14 protein-coding genes are annotated in these 14,809 nt (G+C 48.5%); all 14 read left to right on the top strand.

What is annotated here, in order from left to right:
• Positions 1-421: 421 nt before the first annotated feature.
• The 14 genes from PSH65_RS19910 to rfbC all read left to right on the top strand — a co-directional run bounded on the left by PSH65_RS19910 (position 422) and on the right by rfbC (position 14,643).
• Positions 422-862: a low molecular weight protein-tyrosine-phosphatase gene (locus tag PSH65_RS19910; RefSeq protein WP_305421966.1), complete on the top strand. Its 441-nt coding sequence runs from the start codon at positions 422-424 to the stop codon at positions 860-862.
• A gap of 45 nt (positions 863-907) precedes the next feature.
• Entirely contained in the window at positions 908-3,133 is a 2,226-nt protein-coding gene (locus tag PSH65_RS19905; protein WP_305421965.1) for a polysaccharide biosynthesis tyrosine autokinase, read from the top strand.
• A 210-nt stretch (positions 3,134-3,343) separates the two neighbouring features.
• Positions 3,344-3,556 carry a hypothetical protein gene (locus PSH65_RS19900; protein ID WP_305421964.1) on the top strand — a complete coding sequence of 71 codons (213 nt, stop codon included), beginning with the start codon at positions 3,344-3,346 and terminating at the stop codon, positions 3,554-3,556.
• Between the two features lie 64 nt (positions 3,557-3,620).
• Entirely contained in the window at positions 3,621-4,655 is a 1,035-nt protein-coding gene (locus PSH65_RS19895; RefSeq protein ID WP_305421963.1) for a beta-galactosidase, read from the top strand.
• 2 nt (positions 4,656-4,657) lie between these two features.
• Positions 4,658-5,917 (top strand): O-antigen polymerase, encoded by a 1,260-nt coding sequence (locus PSH65_RS19890; RefSeq protein WP_305421962.1) that lies wholly within the window; start codon positions 4,658-4,660, stop codon positions 5,915-5,917.
• Positions 5,918-6,071: 154 nt separating this feature from the next.
• On the top strand, positions 6,072-6,374 hold the full coding sequence (locus PSH65_RS19885; protein ID WP_370694657.1) for an oligosaccharide flippase family protein: 303 nt from the start codon (positions 6,072-6,074) through the stop codon (positions 6,372-6,374).
• Between the two features lie 104 nt (positions 6,375-6,478).
• Positions 6,479-7,249, top strand: coding sequence for a hypothetical protein (locus PSH65_RS19880; protein ID WP_305421960.1), 771 nt, complete (start codon positions 6,479-6,481; stop codon positions 7,247-7,249).
• On the top strand, positions 7,246-8,310 hold the full coding sequence (locus PSH65_RS19875; RefSeq protein ID WP_305421959.1) for a polysaccharide pyruvyl transferase family protein: 1,065 nt from the start codon (positions 7,246-7,248) through the stop codon (positions 8,308-8,310). The genes PSH65_RS19880 and PSH65_RS19875 overlap by 4 nt, the downstream gene beginning before the upstream one ends.
• A 20-nt stretch (positions 8,311-8,330) precedes the next feature.
• Positions 8,331-9,476 carry a glycosyltransferase family 4 protein gene (locus tag PSH65_RS19870; RefSeq protein WP_305421958.1) on the top strand — a complete coding sequence of 382 codons (1,146 nt, stop codon included), beginning with the start codon at positions 8,331-8,333 and terminating at the stop codon, positions 9,474-9,476.
• On the top strand, positions 9,469-10,575 hold the full coding sequence (locus PSH65_RS19865; RefSeq protein ID WP_305421957.1) for a DUF1972 domain-containing protein: 1,107 nt from the start codon (positions 9,469-9,471) through the stop codon (positions 10,573-10,575). The genes PSH65_RS19870 and PSH65_RS19865 overlap by 8 nt, the downstream gene beginning before the upstream one ends.
• Positions 10,576-10,628: 53 nt before the next feature.
• A complete protein-coding gene (locus tag PSH65_RS19860; RefSeq protein ID WP_305421956.1) occupies positions 10,629-12,032 on the top strand; it encodes a mannose-1-phosphate guanylyltransferase/mannose-6-phosphate isomerase in 1,404 nt (467 codons plus the stop codon).
• An 80-nt stretch (positions 12,033-12,112) separates the two neighbouring features.
• Positions 12,113-13,183, top strand: coding sequence for a dTDP-glucose 4,6-dehydratase (gene rfbB, locus PSH65_RS19855; RefSeq protein ID WP_305421954.1), 1,071 nt, complete (start codon positions 12,113-12,115; stop codon positions 13,181-13,183).
• A gap of 45 nt (positions 13,184-13,228) precedes the next feature.
• On the top strand, positions 13,229-14,107 hold the full coding sequence (rfbA, locus tag PSH65_RS19850; protein WP_305421953.1) for a glucose-1-phosphate thymidylyltransferase RfbA: 879 nt from the start codon (positions 13,229-13,231) through the stop codon (positions 14,105-14,107).
• Complete coding sequence (rfbC, locus tag PSH65_RS19845) at positions 14,104-14,643, top strand: dTDP-4-dehydrorhamnose 3,5-epimerase (RefSeq protein WP_305421951.1); 540 nt, start codon at positions 14,104-14,106, stop codon at positions 14,641-14,643. The genes rfbA and rfbC overlap by 4 nt, the downstream gene beginning before the upstream one ends.
• The last annotated feature ends 166 nt before the right edge of the window (positions 14,644-14,809 follow it).

Genomic DNA, 14,809 nt, shown 5'->3' with positions numbered 1-14,809 from the left:
ACTGCATGCTCCTGACACGATCCGCTGTAAACAACGTTATTGCCCAAGGCGTCCTTTCCCAACTACTAACCGAATGTTCGACACCCTGGCAATGCACTAGCGGAACGGCTATACATTAACCATTCGCGATTTCGGTGTAATTTAGATTGAACGATCGCGAGAAAACGACAACTGTTAGAAATTGTCTGGATAAATTTTAGAGCTGTTATTTTCAGCGCTTAAAGAGCGAGATGTTATTTTTTGTCTGAATAAAAAGTTGGGGGCTGTTTAGGTGTCGTGGTAATAAATACGCATTGATTGTTTTTATGTTTTTTCTGCAGTTGCCGGGTTTGTAAATGCCCGGATTCATTCGTAGTTTAAAGCTCTTATGTTCGGCAAGTGCTAGGTCACCGCCAATGTTGACAAGACGGGGAAGGTCATCTTGCTTAAAAGGGTTTTGATTGTCTGTGTTGGCAATATATGCCGCAGCCCCACCGCGGAGCATTTACTGCGCGGGGCACTCGTTCATTCCGATATCCAGGTCAGCTCGGCCGGCCTTGCCGCTTTGACGGGCAAACCCATCGAGTCGACGGCACACGCCGTACTCACCGAGCATGGTCATCTGCCCCATGAGCACCAGGCCGTTCAGCTCACCTCTCAAGCCGTCAGTGAGGCGGACTTGATTCTGGTGATGGAGCGACGGCATATCAGTGGCGTGCTCAACATCGCCACTGAGGCGCGGGGCAAGGTGTTGCTGTTGGGCAAATGGCAAGACGATCGAGAGATCAGCGATCCCTACCGTCAAGGCAAACCTGCTTTTGTGCACGCTTATGCGTTGATCGAAGAAGCCGTACACGCATGGGCACAGCGTCTAGCACGCTGATGGCCACTCCTTTTTGAATCGTAATCAAGGCAAAGAATCCGACTTATGCAGCAAGCACCGGTAGTCAACGTGCGGGACGACGACAATGACGAGATTGATCTTCTCGGCCTGTTTGGAACACTCATCGACCATAAATGGCTGATTGCCGCGGTTACCGGTGCCTTTATGGTGACTGGGGCCGCGTACGCGGTGCTTGCGACCCCGGTGTACCAGGCGAATGCGCTGTTGCAGGTTGAAGCGAAAAAGAACGATTTGCTGGGCTTCTCCGATGTCGGCAGCATGTTGGGGAAAGAGTCGCCTTCGGCCACTGAGATCGAGCTGATCAAGTCTCGAGCGGTGATTGGTAAAACGGTTGATGAGCTGAAACTTGATGTCGTCATACAACCAATGTACTTCCCGGTGTTCGGTGAGTTCCTGGCTCGTCGATTCCAGAATAGTAATCCCGGTGAAATGGCCGATGCCTTGTTTGGGCTGAACAGTTTCGCCTGGGGAGGGGAGTCGCTGAAGATATTCAAACTGGATCTTCCCGACTCGCAACTGGGCAAGAAGTTAACCTTGACCACGGGTGAAAATGGTCATTACACCTTGGTGGACGAAGACGACAATCTATTGGCCGCCAGTCAGACGGGACAACTTTTCGAACAAAATGGCGTTACATTCCAGATAGAGGAATTGCACGCCAACCCAGGGACTCGCTTCAGAATCATCCGCAATTCTCGCCTGACCAGCATCCTCGACTACCAAGAGGATTTGGATGTATCCGAGCGAGGAAAAGACTCGGGCATGATCGGCCTGGCATTGGAAAGTACAGATCCGGATCAGGCCATTAAAACCCTCAATGAAATTGCCGCTATTTATGTGCGGCAAAACGTAGAGCGCACTTCAGCTGAGGCAGCGCAGAGCCTGGCGTTTCTCAAAGAGCAACTTCCGGTGGTCAAGAAGGACCTGGAAAAAGCCGGGAATGCCTTGAATGAATACCAGACGCGTAGCAAGTCTGTGGACATCACGCTCGAAACCAAATCTATTCTCGATCAGATTGTCGGGCTCGATACCAGCATTTCCGAGTTGAAGTTGCAGCAAGCCGAGATGGATCGCAAATTCACCCGCCAACATCCCGCCTATCGCGCATTGTTGACTCAAATTGGTGAGTTGAGCAGCAAGCAGAAAAGTTTGGCGTCCAAGGTGGAGGGCCTTCCCTCCACCCAGCAAGAACTGCTGAGCCTTACCCGGGATGTAGAGGTCGGTACTGCCATTTATACCCAGCTGCTGAACAAGTCTCAGGAACTGGATGTGATGCGGGCGGGGACCGTCGGCAATGTGCGCCTGATCGATGCCGCGGACGTCAACTTCCTCAAACCGGTCAAACCGAAAAAAGCCCTGATTGTATTGATCGCCACGATTCTTGGCGGCTTCCTGGCAGTGGCCTTGGTGCTGCTACGCAAGGCGCTGAATCGGGGACTCGAAAGCCCGGAAGCCATCGAGCAACTGGGGTTGCCGGTTTACGCATCGATTCCCTACAGCATTTTGCAGAAAACCGAAGAAGACAAAGTCTCCCGTGGACGAGGGCGTGCCAATGGGACTTCATTGCTGGCCGTCACTCATCCTACTGATTTGGCAATCGAGGCATTGCGCAGTTTGCGTACCAGTCTGCACTTCGCCATGCATGAGGCTGACAATAACCGCTTGATGATTTCCGGGCCTAGCCCTCAAGTGGGTAAAACGTTCGTTTCGGTCAACCTCGCGGTGGTGATAGCACAAACCGGTCTGCGGGTATTGTTGATCGATGTCGACATGCGCAAGGGTTATCTGCACAAAGTGCTAGGTGTGTCTTCAGACAATGGGCTCTCCGATGTCTTGGCCCGGCGCTGCGATATGGCCACCGCCATCCATAAGACAAAAATCGACAACTTCGATTTTGTCAGTCGGGGCCAGATCCCGCCCAATCCTTCCGAGTTGCTGATGCACGCCAATTTCAGCGCGCTATTGGAGCAGGTGAGCGAGCAATACGATTTGGTGATTCTCGATACGCCGCCACTGCTGGCGGTGACAGATGCGGCGATCGTCGGGCGCCTGTCCGGGACCAACCTGATCGTGACGCGCTATGGCCTGAACCCGGCAAAAGAAATCGAGTTGACAGTCCGCCGGTTCTCCCAGAATGGCGTTGCTATTAAAGGTGCGATTTTTAATGGCGTGGAGAGAAAAGCCTCCAATAAGTATGGCTACAGTGATTATGGGTATTACCACTATGCCTACACCTCTGACAAAAGCTGATGAGTCTTGAGCTGATTGCGTCATAAGTTTGGACGATACTGCTGTTGTTCTTGAATTTTTATTGTTGTTGCTGCGCTGGATCATTAGCCGCTAGGCATGATCAAACCGATATTTCATGGAAGCACTACGTTCTGAGGAAGATGACGAAAAATCCTGGGGCGGTAGCGTGCCTAAAGCTTAGTGAGCCCTAGAGTCTGGACTGAAGGTAGGATGTTGATAGTCGTACTTTTGTTGGCGTCGACATTTTTTGCCGCACTCACTGCATTTCTCGTGGGCAGAAAAATTGTCAGCTATTTAAAAGTTACTACAGTGGTTTTGATTAATGCTGATCAGGATGTAGATAGCGAAGTAACAAGCTTTGCAGCAAAAAAACTGGGAGAGCTTGGGTGCCATGCAGTAGAAGTGGTAGCGAGCGTCATTTGATTTGTTCAGATGATTTAGCATCCTATGAACCTATTTATACCGCTCCTGCATCCCGAGAACAGAAATGGCAAGAAAATATGGCCTTGGATACGCTAAATGCTTTGCAAGAAGATTTGGTGCTTTTGCTGTAATAGCAATGGTGGCTGTTTTTTTTGTAAGTCAATCATTTACCAGTTCAGCTATAGACTATAAGTCTTTTTCTGTTCCAATTTATAGCGTGTGGGTAAGTAGTGCTGCAAAATATAAACAGTTGGATAATAAGTGTTTGGCCGGTATTACTTACTACGTCGGATGGCGAAAGCTTGAACCTGTTAAGGGGGAGTTTAACTTCGAGGGAATTGAGGAGTTATTGCGCTCAGCAAGGCGGCACAACAAAAAGGTAAACCTGGCGCTGCTAACAGGACGCTGGTCTCCCGATTGGGTGCTTAGCCAAAGTCGGCAAGTCAAGTGGCTCCACAATGATACGTATACAGCCAACGATATTAATGTTCGTAGTGAAGCGCCCGTGCCATGGGACTCTGCGTATCATGCTAATTTGCGCCAGTTGCTGACGGAAGTCGCCGCGCGGGTACTTCCGTTCAAGGATGTAATAAATTCTATATCTGTTACAGGAGGGAGCAATACAAATGGAATAGAAATGAATTTTATTGCGTCGGACTATGAGCTGAAAAAGGTTGGTTTTACGAAGGAGGAATATGTGAATAGCTGGGTTTCTCTGGCCCGAGATTATCATGAGATATTTCCAGGTATTCCACTTTCTATTGCTGTGCATACACATTACGGGTCCATGAGGACAAATGAGATATCCGAAGAAGTCATTAAGCGCTCCAAAGTGTTCTTAAAAGATGACCTGATTCTATCTGCTCTGGCCTTCACAGATGAAAAGTGGTTTAAGAAAGGTAATCTGTATGCTGATTTAGTTTTATCTGAGCCAGCGAGTCAGAGGAAATCTCTTCAGTCGATAAAAAAGTATTCATCTCTCAATCAAGTCGAGCGATTCAATTTGATGCTTATCAAAGCAGAAAAACTAGCACCTTCCTGGGTTGAAGTATGGGCTGATGATGCAGATGCATATATTAAATGCGTTGGTGAGATGTAGTTATGATGGCAATAATTACTCTGTTGCTTGCGATATCCCCATTTTTGTTTTTTAGGCCTAAGGATTTTTTTCAGCCGGAATTTTTCTTAAATTTGTATTTTATAATGCTTATTGGGTTGGGGCCGTTGGCATTATCGATTTTGCGGCCAGACATATATAGGCAGGGTAATTACTCTACCGTGCTATCAATAATAGCCATAGGGTTTGTATGCATAAATTTTGGCTTTGCGCTTCAAGATATAATCCACAATAAGTTTAAGATAGTCATCACTGGAACGCTCTATCGAACAGTTTTAAGTTATAAGACGTGGGTAAGTTCGCGGAAAAAACAAGTGCGATTTGTTGGGCTGGGGTTGGCATGTTTGTCTTGTTTGGCTTCTGCTATATATTTTTTGAGGGCAGGGCAGATACCCTTGTTCGCGGCGGACAAAGAAAGTGCAAGGGTTGCAGCACTTTCAATATCTGGAAATGGATATTTTCTTTATATTATGACTCTGGGGGTATTTGCCCCGGCGTTCTATTATTTGCCTTCGGTGTCGGCTTCTGGAAAGAAAGCATTCAAAAATCCGTTGTTCATTGCTATAACAACAATGCTGTGTTGTATGTTGCTGTTTACTGGGTCGCGTAGATATTCAATTTGGCTTGGGATCTATTTGATATCTATATATCACTACCTTGAAGTTAAAGTTTCAATTAAAAAAATGATGCTGTTCGCCGTGGTTGGAGTGGTGTTTGTAAATGTATTTGAAATGGTCAGGAATCCAAATAGCGACACAACTGTTGATTTTATGACGACTGCTGGCTATCGCTTAATTGTATATATTTCGAATCTGGAAAAAGTGTTTACTGCATTTATAAATCATGATCCGCTTTATGGGGCTACATTTTTCATGGATGTCGCGACAATTATGCCCGGGAAGCAGGTGGATTATCAGTCTTGGTTAAAAGAGATTGTTGGGCTGGAGTTTGAGGGGTTTGGAATACCTCCTACTGTTATGGGAGATATGTATATAAATTTTGGATATCCTGGAGTTGTCCTGGGTTGTACGTTGTTAGGGTATCTAGTTAAGCTGATATACAGGAAGAAAATTCTTCAAGGGAAGACAGGCTTTGGGATAATTATTTATATATCATCATTGGAGATATTTTCGAAGATTATTACATCTGGGATTTCTGCTCAGAGTATGAGTGTTTTATGGATGGTAATGGTTTATCTGTCGATATATTTGTTTTTCAGGCTTCTGTCGCCTAAATCGATATAGCGTTAGAAGCGGACATCTGGATTTCTCAAATGTCCTTGATAAAAAGAGGTTTGGCTTCGGACACCGCATCCAAAAAATACTTGCTGTTGAAGGCGCACTTTAAATTGAACGAGCGATTTCAAGCCGCTGACTAACCGCGAGCAGGACATTTCCCTTGAAAGCAATTCAATTGTTGATCTCATCGTTTGGCGCCGCGGGTGCGACTTTTTTACTTCAAGTCATACTCAGCCGAACCTTGGACGCAGCCAGTTTTGGCCTTATATCATTTTCCAACGCAATTACTATAACGCTGGGGGCGCTGGCGTTCAGTGGCATCAATAGTTTGTTGTTAAGGCGTGTCAGTCGGTCACCGTCTGAATATACCGGGTACATGCAAATTGCCTACGTTTGCCTGTTGATCAATACCTTGGGGTGCCTATGTCATCAGCATGGCGCTGTTGTACGGAGCAGGCATTGATCTTTTGCAGTCGGTGTTGCTGGCGACAGGAGTGGTCGCACTGTCTTCTCAGGCGATTGTGGTCACCCAAGGTCAACTCAAGAGCAGTCCTCTACGGATTTCGTTTGGCCAAGTGGTGGTGCCGCTTTCAAGGATATTGTTGGTTGCGGCAATTTTTTATTCGCTGGTCCCGAGTTTTACAACCGCTGCAGCAGCCCTGGGGGGCCGCTAATATTCTTTGCTTGGTGCTGTGTGCTGCCTTAATAACCCGGCACGGAAAAGCAGCAGGTTTAAAGATTAGAGTTTTTTTTAAGGACTCCATTAAGTATTCGTTGAATGGCGCTCTCAATATAGCTCAGTTGCAGATCCCGATCTCTTTGTTAGGGGTGATCTATGGCTCTACCTATTCTGGATACCTGGCGATTTGCAATACCTTGCTCACGGCGCTCTATATTGCGCCTAATACGGTATTCAATACCTATTTAATAAAAAAATACCATGCGCTTTCGAATGCGGAAAAATCCATACCCATCAAGCACTCATTGTATTCATTTGCAGTGGGAGCTGTTTTTGCGACGGGCTTGAGTTTCTATTCTCGAGAGCTTATTCATTTGCTGTTTGGCGGTGAATATGATTACGCGGCGCAGGTGTTGCAAATAGCGGCACTGTCTATTCCGTTCAGATTTTTCGCAACCCCTTTTGGCGCTGCATTATTGAGCGAGGAGTGGGTGAGTAAAAAGATCCTGGTCGCCAGTGTCGGGATGGCACTACAAGTCGGTTTGTTTGTCTTGTTAATGCAGTTTGAAGCAAAAGGTATTGGTGCCAGTATTGTGGCTAGCGAGTTCTTCATAGCTGTTTCGTACTATATTCTTTATAGAAAGAGTGTGAGTGTATGAACGTTTCTATTATCGGGTATTACGGAGATAACTTCGGTGATCTTCTGATGCTGAAGTCGCTTCTGTCTTTGAGGAAGCCTGGTTTGGCATTTACCGTATTGACTTACGGGGATGCTGGATCGCTCAGGAAACAAAGATTTATTAGCGATAATGATGTGGGCGTGGTGGAGCTTAATAAAGCTAACGCGTTGACCGCATACAGAAATGTAATGAAAAGTTCTGCGATCATTTGGGGCGGTGGAACTTGCTTCATGGATGAGGGCGGGACTGGCGGGATCAAGTACATGGCGCTGGGTCGCTTGTTCGGCGCGAGTGTTATCTATGCAGGTATTGGGGTAGATAACCATAAAAAACTGAAGACACGGCTGATTTTGTTTTTTGCAACTGTAATAGCTAAAGCATTTTACATTAGAGATTCGGCTTCGTTACAGGCCGTTAAAAAAATAAATCCCTGGCTGCGCTCCGGAAAAATAAAACAGTCTGTGGACTTGGCTTATGCGCTCGATATAGACGATGCGCAAGGGGCCAGTGCTATGGATGGCACGGATGATTACATCATCGTGTGCCTGCGTGATCTTGAAGGTTATGGCGAACAATCCAGTACCGATATCTATAGGCAGTTGCTCGGCGTTTCGATCAAGGCATGTAGAACGTTGGGTATTAATAAGGTAGGCGTACTGAATGCGGACGCAGAAGTCGATGCGGGAGTATCACTGTTTGCCGAGCGTGAGCTGGAAGATAGCGGATTGTCGGTATTTAAGATTCCGGGCAGTGATATTGATCTGTCCATAGACTGTATAAAAAAGGCCAGGCATGTGGTCAGTGCCCGATTGCACCCTGCAGTGGTTGCCTACTCGGTAGGGACGCCGTTCTCTTTATACAATTATTCAGACAAAAATAAAAAATTTACCGCTGAGACGCACACCGATGAGTGTTTGATTCACAGGGGGGCGATAAGCGGATTTGTACCTCAATATCATATCGGTACTGCAAGTAAAAAAGGTGCGCAGAGACAGTTGGCGCAGTCGACTGTTCACGAAATATATCAGTTGTTAAATTGAACTGAATAAGGATTTTCTTCATGGCTCATTTGAATTATTTCATAATTGAACCAGTGGGCGGGCACGGTGGAATGAATTATTACAATACCGGCCTCGGACAAGGGTTGGTTCTGAATAATACCTGTGTACATCTCTACACTTGTCCTGAGTCGCAGGAGCAAAGCTCGAATAATTTTACGATAAACAAGTTCTTTAAAGGGGTCTACGGAAAGTCCAATAAGATTGTCAGGCTGATCCGGTTCGTTGCGGCCTTGATGAGATCCATCATTGATATAAAGAAAAAAGGCGGAAAAATTTGCCATCTGCATTTTTTTCAATATTCATTGCTCGAGTTTATAACGTGTAAGCTCTTGAGGTTTAGTGGGATAAAGATAGTCGCAACGGTGCACGATGTTGAGTCATTTTCGGGAAACTCTCTGACAAGAACCCACACCTCTATATTGAAGGCGCCGGAGGAGTTTATTGTTCATAACGAGTTCTCTCGGCAAGAGTTGCGCTCGGTGATTTCGGCGCAGGGGATCGATAAGAAAATAGCTATTATTCCTCATGGTAACTATCTGCCATTCGTGAAAAGGCGGGAGACGGTTTTGTCTCGCCAGCACTTATCACTGCCTGTCGATAAGAAGCTCATACTTTTCTTTGGTCAGATAAAAAAGGTTAAGGGGCTGGATGTTCTTTTGAGTGCGATGGAGATCGTGTCAAAGCATGAACCTGATGCCGTACTGCTAATCGCCGGTAAGGTGTGGAAGGACTCGTTTCAGCATTATGAAGAACTCATAAAATCAAAAAACATCTCAAGGGTGGTGATTCCGCACATTCGCTATATCAATGACGAGGACGTCGATTTTTATTATTCCTCTGCTGATATCGTGGTCCTGCCCTATAAAAAGATCTACCAAAGCGGCGTACTGCTAATGGCGATGTCGTATGGCTGTATTACCGTGTCTTCACGTTTGCCAGCCATGCTTGAAGTCGTGGACGACAGCCAAAATGGCTTTTTGTTTGAAACGGATAATCCACAGGATTTGGCCCGGCAAATACTTGCAGCTCTGGGCTCAAGTTCCGCAGAGGATATTTCGTATAACGCCCGAGCCACAATGATAGAAAATCATGATTGGAAGCGCGTAGCGCGTCAGCACATTAAGGTATTTGAAACTTATGAATAAGCACTTGTTGATTCTAGGGATAAGAGGTATTCCGGCACAGCATGGCGGCTTCGAAACATTTGCCGAAAAACTGGCGGTCTACCTTAAGGAAAGGGGCTGGCGAATTACCGTTTATTGCCAGGAAAGTGGCAGTGGTGCAATAACGGAAACCGAATGGCGGGGTATTCGCCGCGTTCACATACCTGTTTCCAGAGAGGGCGCGCTGGGCACCGTTATTTTTGATTTCAAGGCTGTTCGCCATGCATTGGGTGAAAAAGGTTTGTTTTTGACGTTGGGGTACAACACCGCCATTTTTAATCTGCTGCAACGCGCAAAAGGCCAAACCAATATAATAAATATGGACGGTATTGAGTGGCGTAGAGAGAAGTGGGGGGCCATTGCCAAGACCTGGTTCTGGATGAATGAACGACTGGGTTGTTGGATAGGCAATCATTTGGTCGCCGACCATCCGAAGATAAAGGATCACCTTGCTACACGAGTCAGCGGCGATAAGATCACCATGATTCCCTACGGTGGTGATGAAGTTAAATCGGCGTCTGTCGAAGTGTTGGCGGGTTTCGGGCTAGAACCAAAAAACTTCTCTATTATTATTGCCAGGCCCGAGCCGGAAAACTCTTTTTTCGAGATGGTCGATGCGTTTAGCTCTTCGGTCAGGAATCATAAACTTGTCGTGCTTGGAAACTTCACACCGAACACGAACGAATATCACAAGAAGGTGATGGGCGCGGCAAGTGATGAAGTGATATTCCCAGGTGCCATTTACGATTCGAACGTCGTTCAGGCGCTCAGGTACTTCAGTCGTTTCTATCTCCATGGGCATCGAGTTGGCGGAACCAATCCTTCGTTGGTTGAGGCGTTGGGTGCTGGTTGCGCAATTATTGCTCACGATAATCCATTTAATCGTTGGGTGGTGGGTGAGGGCGCAGCTTACTTTTCGGACAAGCAATCTCTTTCTCGCCTCTTGGATGAATCGCTGGCCGATGAACAAAAAATTGCGGATATGAAAAAAGCCGGCGCCGCAAGATTTGTCGAGTGTTTCAAATGGGAAAAAGTGTTGAGTGCGTATGAGCAGCTTTTCATTGAATGGCGACCCTCATAAGTCATCCATTACTTCGATCTAATCCAGGCTGTTACTTTTCGATGAGGTGCTAAATGATTCCGGTTATTTTATCTGGAGGCTCTGGTTCGCGCCTATGGCCACTTTCGCGACAACTGAACCCCAAACAATTCCTGTCGTTAATAGATACCAATCTCTCTTTACTGCAGGCCACTATTCAGAGACTTGATGGCTTGGAGATACAGAGCCCCAGGCTCATCTGTAACGAAGAGCATCGGTTTCTGGCCGCTGAACAGTTGCGAAAACTGGGCATGGAGAGTGCAAATATCCTGCTTGAGCCCGTAGGCCGTAATACGGCGCCAGCGGTTGCGCTGGCCGCACTGCAAGCTACGGTCGAAGGTCAGGATCCGATGCTGCTGATTTTGCCGGCGGATCACACCATTAAAGATATCGATGCTTTCCAGGAGGCCATCAAGGTCGCTCTTGCGCTGGCAATGGAAGGGAAGCTAGTAACCTTCGCGATAGTGCCCACCTATCCCGAAACGGGGTATGGCTATATCGAGAAGGGTGACGAAATCGGCGGCGGTTTCAGAGTGAACCGTTTTGTCGAGAAGCCCGACCTGGCAACAGCTCAAGAATATGTGCTCACGAAGAATTTTTTCTGGAACAGTGGCATGTTCCTGTTTCGCGCAAGCCGTTATCTGGAAGAGTTGCAAAAATTCCGGCCTGACATTTTGTCTGCTTGTATTGAGGCCTTGGGTAATGGTTCGCAGGATTTGAATTTCACTCGGGTTGACCGGGCTTTGTTTTCTGCATGCCCCGAGGACTCTATCGATTACGCTGTAATGGAAAAGACCGCCGATGCGGTGATGGTCCCGATGAATGCCGGATGGAGTGACATTGGCTCTTGGTCTGCGCTCGCCGATGCCTTTGCAAAAGATGCTGACGGTAACGTGCTCAAAGGGGATGTCTTCGCCGAGAACACATCCAATACCTATGTTCACGCCAATAGCCGTTTGATCGCGACTATCGGCGTCGAAGGGTTGGTCATTGTTGAAACCAACGACGCCATTCTGGTTGCTCGCAAGGATCAAGTACAAGACGTTAAGAAAGTGGTGGAACGGCTCAAGCAATCCGATCGCCACGAATACTCGAACCACAGAGAAGTTTATCGTCCGTGGGGCATGTATGACTCGATAGATAAAGGCACTCGGTATCAAGTGAAACGTATCACGGTGCAACCGGGAGCGAAGTTGTCTGTGCAGATGCATCACCACCGCGCCGAACACTGGATCGTCGTGAGCGGTACGGCCAAGGTGACCAACGGTGAGAAGACTTATCTGGTTTCCGAGAATCAGTCGACTTACATCCCTATTGGTCAAGTGCACGCGCTCGAGAACCCGGGTGTCATTCCCCTTGAACTGATCGAAGTCCAGTCGGGCTCCTATTTGGGCGAGAACGATATCGTACGGTTTGAAGACAAATACGGCAGGGCATGAACCGCAGCCCCCGATGGGTTAGCCACAGCGGGGGCGGGTTACCGATTCAGTCTTTCATCTCGTCGTCAGGATCTCCATTTATGTTTAAAAAAATCCTCGTTACCGGTGGTTCCGGTTTCATTGGATCAGCAGTGGTACGCCACCTGATAAATGAAACCACCTGTACGGTCGCGAACGTCGACAAGTTGACGTACGCAGGCAATCCCGATTCCTTGTCCAGCATTGCCGAGTCGCCGCGCTATCACTTCTTCGAGGTCGATATCTGTGACGCTCAGGCTCTGGATCAAGTATTCGCGACGTTTCAACCGGACGCGGTGATGCATTTGGCCGCGGAGTCCCATGTCGACCGTTCCATCGACGGCCCCGCGGACTTTATCCAGACCAATATTGTCGGCACTTACACGTTGCTCGAGGCAACCCGGCGTTATTGGAATGGACTGTCGGAGGAGGGCAAGCAGGCTTTTCGCTTCCACCATATCTCCACCGATGAGGTGTATGGCGACCTGGAGGGCACCGACAGCCTGTTCAGTGAAACCACACCTTATGCGCCCAGTTCACCCTATTCGGCATCCAAAGCCAGTTCGGACCACCTGGTTCGAGCCTGGCAACGTACGTATGGTCTGCCGGTATTGGTGACTAACTGCTCGAACAACTACGGCCCTTATCACTTCCCCGAGAAATTGATCCCCCATGTGATTCTGAATGCCATCCATGGCCGGCCTCTGCCGGTCTATGGCGACGGCTTGCAGATTCGCGACTGGTTGTTTGTAGAAGATCATGCCCGCGCGTTATGCGAGGTGGTGTACCGGGGCAAGGTTGGCGAGACCTACAACATTGGCGGCCACAACGAGAAAACCAATCTTGAGGTGGTGCAAACCCTGTGCGATCTGCTTGAGGAGTTGGCGCCTGACAAGCCTGCGGGCGTCGAGCGTTATCGTGAGCTGATTACCTTCGTCAAGGATCGGCCGGGACATGATCTTCGTTACGCCATCGATGCGGGCAAGATCGAGCGTGAACTCGGTTGGCGACCACAGGAAACCTTTGAGAGCGGCATACGCAAAACGGTTCAGTGGTATCTGGACCATCAAGGGTGGTGGCAACGTGTTCTTAGCGGTCAATACCGACCGGAGCGTCTTGGCCACGTCGGCTGAAACATTCAAACCTTGCCTCTATTACATTTCGAAGGGAATTCCCAAATGAAAGGCATCATTTTGGCCGGAGGCTCCGGCACCCGCTTGCATCCCATTACCCGTGGTGTATCCAAACAGCTGCTGCCGGTTTACGACAAGCCGATGATTTATTATCCGCTGTCGGTATTAATGCTGGCGGGCATTCGCGAGATATTGATTATTTCCACGCCCCAGGACTTGCCCAACTTCCAGAACCTGTTGGGCGACGGTTCTTCTTTCGGCATTGAACTCAGTTATGCCGAGCAACCTTCTCCTGATGGTCTGGCGCAAGCCTTTCTGATCGGCGAGGACTTTATCGGTGACAGTAAAGTGGCGCTGATTCTGGGCGACAACATCTTCTACGGTTATGGTTTCAGCGTCTTGTTGCGCGAAGCGTCTCAACGGCGCACCGGCGCTACTGTTTTTGGTTATCGAGTCAGCGACCCGGAGCGTTTTGGCGTTGTCGAGTTCGACGATAACGGCAAGGCGATCTCGATCGAAGAGAAACCTAAACAACCGAAGTCCGACTATGCCGTCACCGGCTTGTATTTCTACGACAACGATGTGGTGAGCATTGCCAAGCAAGTCAAACCCTCGATCCGCGGCGAGCTTGAAATCACTGATGTGAACAACGCGTATCTGCAGCGTGGGGATCTGCATGTCGGTGTGTTGGGGCGTGGTTTTGCCTGGCTGGACACTGGCACCCATGATTCGTTGATGGAGGCCGGGCATTTCGTCCAGACCATCGAAGCACGGCAGGGCTTGAAAGTGGCTTGTCTGGAGGAGGTGGCCTACCACCAGGGTTGGTTGTCGGCTGCGCAGTTGGACCAGCAAGCAACCGCGCTACACAAAACCGGTTATGGCCAATATCTGGCACGGGTGCTGTCCACGGAGACGGCAAAATGAATGTCATCAACACCCGGTTGCCTGGCGTACTGATTATCGAGCCCAAGGTGTTTGGCGATACACGCGGGTTCTTTCTCGAGAGTTATCACGAGCAGCGTTATCGCGATGCTGGCATCGATTTGCCTTTCGTCCAGGACAATCACTCGCGCTCGCAGTATGGCGTACTGCGTGGTTTGCACTTCCAGCGGACCCGCCCCCAGGGCAAATTGGTGCGGGTTACCCAAGGTGCGGTGTACGACGTGGTGGTGGACATCAATCCCGAATCGGCCACTTGCGGTGAACATGTAGGGGTCAAGTTGACCGCCGACAACCATCTTCAGCTATGGGTGCCGCCGGGGTATGCCCACGGCTTCTGCGTGCTCAGTGATACCGCCGATTTCCAATACAAATGCACCGATCTGTATTTCCCCGAGGATGAGGGTGGGCTGCTCTGGAATGATCCGGACCTGGGCATTGCCTGGCCTATTGAATCGCCTCAGCTCTCGGAAAAAGACTTGCGCAACCCACGCTTGCGCGCGGTGTTGAGCGGGGCATGACTGATAAATAATGGTCTATAGTTAACATTAACTATTTATGACCTGATGTTATTTAACAGTTAATCTCTGATCACAATAGAATCTTGCGGGATAAGCGCCGGGAAAATCCTGACTAATAATAACAATTGGCGCGAGGGATGAGTGACTCGCACTCGGAAGTTTGTAC

The sequence above is a fragment of the Pseudomonas sp. FP603 genome (assembly GCF_030687415.1).
Taxonomy (GTDB): Bacteria; Pseudomonadota; Gammaproteobacteria; order Pseudomonadales; family Pseudomonadaceae; genus Aquipseudomonas; species Aquipseudomonas wuhanensis.
Note: the sequence above shows the minus strand (reverse complement) of the source record. Positions and strands in the feature narration are given on the sequence as shown.